Annotated in this window: 3 protein-coding genes; 1 reads left to right on the top strand and 2 read right to left on the bottom strand. The window is 73.2% G+C overall.

Annotated elements, in window-relative coordinates:
* Nucleotides 1-866: tetratricopeptide repeat protein (locus NBW84_RS19140; protein WP_445548770.1), on the top strand; the 866-nt coding region annotated here is incomplete at its 5' end.
* A 101-nt stretch (nucleotides 867-967) separates the two neighbouring features.
* Here the strand turns inward: NBW84_RS19140 and glgB are convergent.
* Both glgB and NBW84_RS19130 read right to left on the bottom strand, forming a co-directional pair.
* Nucleotides 968-3,595 (bottom strand): 1,4-alpha-glucan branching protein GlgB, encoded by a 2,628-nt coding sequence (gene glgB / locus NBW84_RS19135; protein ID WP_250286114.1) that lies wholly within the window; start codon nucleotides 3,593-3,595, stop codon nucleotides 968-970.
* A 27-nt stretch (nucleotides 3,596-3,622) separates the two neighbouring features.
* Nucleotides 3,623-4,972 carry a maltokinase N-terminal cap-like domain-containing protein gene (locus NBW84_RS19130; protein ID WP_250286113.1) on the bottom strand — a complete coding sequence of 450 codons (1,350 nt, stop codon included), beginning with the start codon at nucleotides 4,970-4,972 and terminating at the stop codon, nucleotides 3,623-3,625.
* Nucleotides 4,973-4,974 lie beyond the last annotated feature (2 nt).

The raw sequence follows: 4,974 nt of genomic DNA, 5'->3' as shown, positions 1-4,974 counted from the left end.
CGCCCGCCCGGCCGGCGGCCACCGCCGCGGGTGCAGCCCGAGCCGCCCAGGCGGGCCCGGGCGCGCCGGCGCAGCCCGTCGTCGTGGACGTCAGCGAGGCCACGTTCGCCACGGAGGTCCTGCAACGGTCCATGCAGGTCCCGGTGGTGGTCGACTTCTGGGCCGGCTGGTGCGGCCCGTGTAAGCAGCTCAGCCCCATCCTCGAGCGGCTGGCGGAAGCCGACGGCGGCCGCTGGGTCCTCGCCAAGATCGATGTGGACGCGAACCCGCAGCTCGCCCAGGCCGCGGCCGTCCAGGGCATTCCCGCGGTCAAGGCGATCGTCGGCGGGCGGATCATCGGTGAGTTCACCGGCGCCCTGCCCGAACGCGAGGTGCGGGCCTGGCTCGACCAGCTGCTCGCGCTCGTCGACGAGGCCACCGGCGGCCTGCCCGGCGGGCCGGACGAGGCCCCCGCCGACCCGCACCACGCCGCCGCGCAGGAGGCGCTCGCCCGCGGTGACCTCGAGGCCGCCGCGGCGGCCTACCGGGCCGGGCTCACCGAAGCCCCCGGTGACCAGGACGCGGCGCTGGGGCTCGCCCGTGTCGAGCTCTTCCAGCGGGTGGCCACGATCGACGCGGCCGCGTTGCGTGCCCGGTTGTCGGCCGACCCCGACGACGTCGAGGCGGCCATCATGCTGGCCGACGTCCTGGTCGCCCGGGGCGAGGTCGAGACGGGCCTGACCCGGCTGGTCGGCGTCGTCCGGCGGACCACCGGTGACGAGCGGGAGCGTGTCCGGGCCCACCTGGTCGGCCTGTTCCAGGCGTTGGGGGACGCCGAGCCGGCGGTCGCCCCGGCCCGCCGCGCCCTCGCCGCCGCCCTGTTCTGAAAACGTCCCGGCATGCCGGGCGTTTTCCCGGCCGGCCGGGCGCACCGTGCCGGCCCGACGAGCCCCGCCGGGCCGGCACGGGCCGGCCGGTTCCCGGCTGGTCAGTTCTGGACGGAGCCCTCGTAGCACAGCCACAGGGTGCTCAGGGCGGGCAGGGTGAGTGTCGCCGACGCCGGCTGGTTGTGGCGGGTGGTGTCCACGGCGAGCACGGAGCCCAGGTTCCCCAGCCCGCTGCCGGCGTACTCGGTGGCGTCGGTGTTGATGAGCTCACGCCAGCGGCCGGCGAACGGCAGCCCGAGCTGGTAGCCGGTGTGCGGGACGCCGGAGAAGTTGGTGACGCAGGCGAGCACCCGCCCGCCCGCCGGGCCGCCGGCCGGAGCGCCGCCGGCCCGGCCACCGCCGGCCGGAGCGCCGCCGGCCCAGCGCAGGAACGAGAACACGTTGTTCTCGGCGTCGTTCGCGTCGATCCAGGAGAACCCCTCCGGGGAGGTGTCCCGTTCCCACAGGGCGGGGGCGGCCCGGTAGGCCCCGTTGAGGTCCTTCAGCAGCGTGGCCACGCCCCGGTGGCCCGGGTCGTCCAGGTGCCACCAGTCCAGCGAGCGGGCCTCGGACCACTCGGCCTCCTGGGCGAACTCCCCGCCCATGAACAGCAGCTGCTTGCCCGGGTGCGCCCACATGTAGCCGTAGAGCGCGCGCAGGTTGGCCAGCTGCTGCCGGCGGTCACCGGGCATCTTGCGCAGCAGCGAGCCCTTCCCGTGCACCACCTCGTCGTGGCTGAGCGGGAGGACGAAGTTCTCCGAGTACGCGTACATCATGGAGAAGGTCATCTGGTGGTGGTGGTACACGCGGAACACCGGCGCCCGGGAGAGGTAGTCGAGCGTGTCGTGCATCCAGCCCATGTTCCACTTGAAGCCGAAGCCCAGGCCGCCCAGGTGCGTCGGGCGGGTCACCCCCGGCCAGGCCGTCGACTCCTCGGCGATCATCAGTACGCCCGGGACGCGCCGGTAGACCGTGGCGTTGGTCTCCTGCAGGAACGACACCGCGTCCAGGTTCTCCCGGCCGCCGTGGACGTTGGGGACCCACTCGCCCTCGGCCCTGGAGTAGTCCAGGTAGAGCATGGAGGCGACGGCGTCCACCCGCAGCCCGTCGACGTGGAACTCCTCGAACCAGTACACCGCGTTCGCGACCAGGAAGTTGCGCACCTCGGGACGCCCGAAGTCGAACACGTACGTCCCCCAGTCGGGCTGCTCGCCGCGGCGGGGGTCGGGGTGCTCGTAGAGCGGGGTGCCGTCGAAGCGGCCCAGCGCCCAGACGTCCCGGGGGAAGTGCGCCGGCACCCAGTCGACGATCACACCGATGCCGGCCTGGTGGAGCTGGTCGACGAGGTAGCGGAAGCCGTCGGGGTCGCCGAAGCGTGACGTCGGCGCGTAGTAGGCCGACACCTGGTAGCCCCAGGAGCCACCGAAGGGATGCTCGGCCACGGGCAGCAGCTCGACGTGGGTGAAGCCCATCTCCCGCACGTGGGCGACGAGCTCGGTGGCGAGCTGCCGGTACGACAGCCCGCGGCGCCAGGAGCCCAGGTGCACCTCGTAGACCGAGACCGGCCTGGTGTGCCACGCGGTGCGCCTGCGCCGCGCCAGCCATGCCTCGTCGTTCCAGGTGTAGCCGGACTCGAAGACGACGCTCGCCGTGGCCGGCGGGTTCTCGGTGTGCAGCGCGAGCGGGTCGGCCTTCTGCCGCCAGACGCCGTCGAAGCCGAGGATCTCGTACTTGTACCGGCAGCCGGCGCCGATGCCGGGCACGAACAGCTCCCAGACGCCGGTCGAGCCCAGGGAGCGCATCGGGTAGGCCCGGCCGTCCCAGAAGTCGAAGTCGCCGACCACCCGCACACCGCGGGCGTTCGGCGCCCACACGGCGAAACCGACCCCGCTGACCTCGGTTGTGCCGGTGCTGTCCGGGTAGCGGCGCACCCGCGCGCCGAGCGCCTTCCACAGCTGTTCGTGGCGGCCCTCGCCGATGAGGTGCAGATCCATCTCCCCGAGGGTGGGCAGGTGGCGGTAGGGGTCGTCGACGACGTGCGTGGCGTCGCAGTACCGGACCTCCAGCCGGTAGCCGGAGACGGCGCTGGTCGGCAGCGCCACGGCGAACACCCCGGCCGTGTGCAGCCGGGTGCATGCGAACCGCTCCTCTTCGGTGATGACGACCACGCTCACCGCGTCCGGCCGCAGGGCCCGCACGATCGTCCACTCCCCGTGGGGATGGGCACCGAGGATGTGGTGCGGGTCGTGGTGCGAGCCGTTCACCAGCCGTTCGAGCTCGGCGGCGGCGACGAGCAGGGGCGGGGGAGGCGACGTCGGGGTGTCCTGGCCGCCGGCGCCCCGCTTCGTCCCGCTCCGCTGCGCCGTGTCCCCCTCCGCTGCGCCGTGCTCCGCTCCGCTGTGCTCCGCGCTGCCGTGCTGGACCGCGGTGTGCTCGCCGCGGCCGGGCCCGCCGTCCCGGTACGCCGCTTCGGGATAGCCGCCGTCTTCGGGATACCCGGTGCCGTAGCCGGTGTCGCCGTGGCCGCTGCCCCGGCGGCCGGTGCCGCCGTGCCCGGCCATGGCCATGGCCGGCAGCGGGGAACGGGCGAGCCCGGAGCTGACGTCGCTCGGAAGACCGCTGGCGTCGCGGCGGCAACCGCCCGGGTGCCCCTCGTCGGCTCCACCTGCCGCGCTGTCAGGACCGATCATGGACAACACGCCATCCTTAGAACGTAGTCATCCGTCCGTGGAGGTCAGCCGTTCGACCGAACCGAGCGGGATCGGCAGCCACGATGGGCGGTGACGGGCCTCGTAGACGACTTCGTACACAGCCTTGTCGAGCTCGAACGCTCGCAACAGGGCAGCTTCCTCGCGTGGGTCGTGCCCGCGGACGCCGGCGTACCCGGTGCAGAAGGCGTCACGGTTGCGAGCCGCCCATTCCTGCGCGCGATATCTGAGTCCGGACTCGTCCTCCCGTTCCACCAACAGCGACCGTTCCAACAACAACGACTGGGCCGCGTAGTCGAATGATCGGAGCATGCCGGCGACATCACGATGGACGGACTGCAGCGCTGTGCGTTCTGCCAGCGGACGTGCCGGTTCACCCTCGAAGTCGAAGAGTACCCACCCCGAGTCCACCCGTAGCACCTGCCCCAGATGGTAGTCGCCGTGTACCCGCTGCAGGGCGACCGGTGACGTCTGGCGGGCGAGTGCGTCGTAGGCGGCGCGCAGCCCCGGCTCGAAGGCCCGCAGCCGCTCGACGGCCCTGATCGCGGCGTCCAGCCGCCCGTGCATCCCGGTGGCCTGCGCCTGCAGGGTCCCGGCGTCGCCGACAGCCGTGGGGAGCGTCTCGGCGATGATGCGGTGCACGTCCGCGGTGGCCGCGCCCAGCCGCTCGGACTCGGCCGCGAAGTCGCCGCCGACCTCGTCGGCGTGCAGGTCCGCCTCCGCGTAGAGGTCCCGGACGCTGGCGAGGGCGAGCCGCCAGCCCTCGGTGCCGCTGCGGAGGAACTCCTGCATGAACGCGAACGTGGCGCGCTGGCCGTCGAGAACACCGTCCAGCCAGGCCAGCGGCCGGGCCACGCTGGGGCTGCCCGCGTCGGCGAGCGCGCGGGTCATCTCCAGGTCCGGGTTCGTCCCTGGCCACAGCCGCCGGAAGACCTTCAGGATGTAGGCGTCGCCGTACACGACCGAGGTGTTGGACTGCTCCGCGCCGATCACGTGGGCGGGGAAGAGCTCGAGCTCCTCCAGCGTGTGCGGCACGAGCCCGTCGCGGGCCGTCCGGTCGCGGACGAACGCCAGCAGGGCGGCGCTGCCCTCCGGATCGTGCAGCCCGTCGTAGACCAGCCCGTCGGCGCACTTGCCGACGAAGAAGCCCTCGTGCCCGTAGGGCGCGTCCGGCCGCACCACCAGCGGTACCTGGTAGTGGTCGGCCGGACCACCATCGGTATAGCGGACCTCGACGACGAAGTGGCGCAGCAGGTCGGACAGGCGCACGTCGCGGACGACACGCAGGCCGGCCCAGGGCCGGCCCTTGCCGGCGAACCAGCGCTGCCGCGGCAGCCAGGGGGGCAGGAGGGCGACCAGAT

Origin of the sequence: Protofrankia sp. CiP1_Cm_nod2 (assembly GCF_920664355.1) — a bacterium.
Lineage (GTDB): Bacteria > Actinomycetota > Actinomycetes > Frankiales > Frankiaceae > Protofrankia.
This window is presented reverse-complemented; position numbering and strand designations above follow the sequence as displayed.

Coding starts and splice junctions, on each gene's coding strand:
- glgB (WP_250286114.1), bottom strand. CDS start 3,595: ATGATCGGTCCTGACAGCGCGGCAGGTGGAGCCGACGAGGGGCACCCG.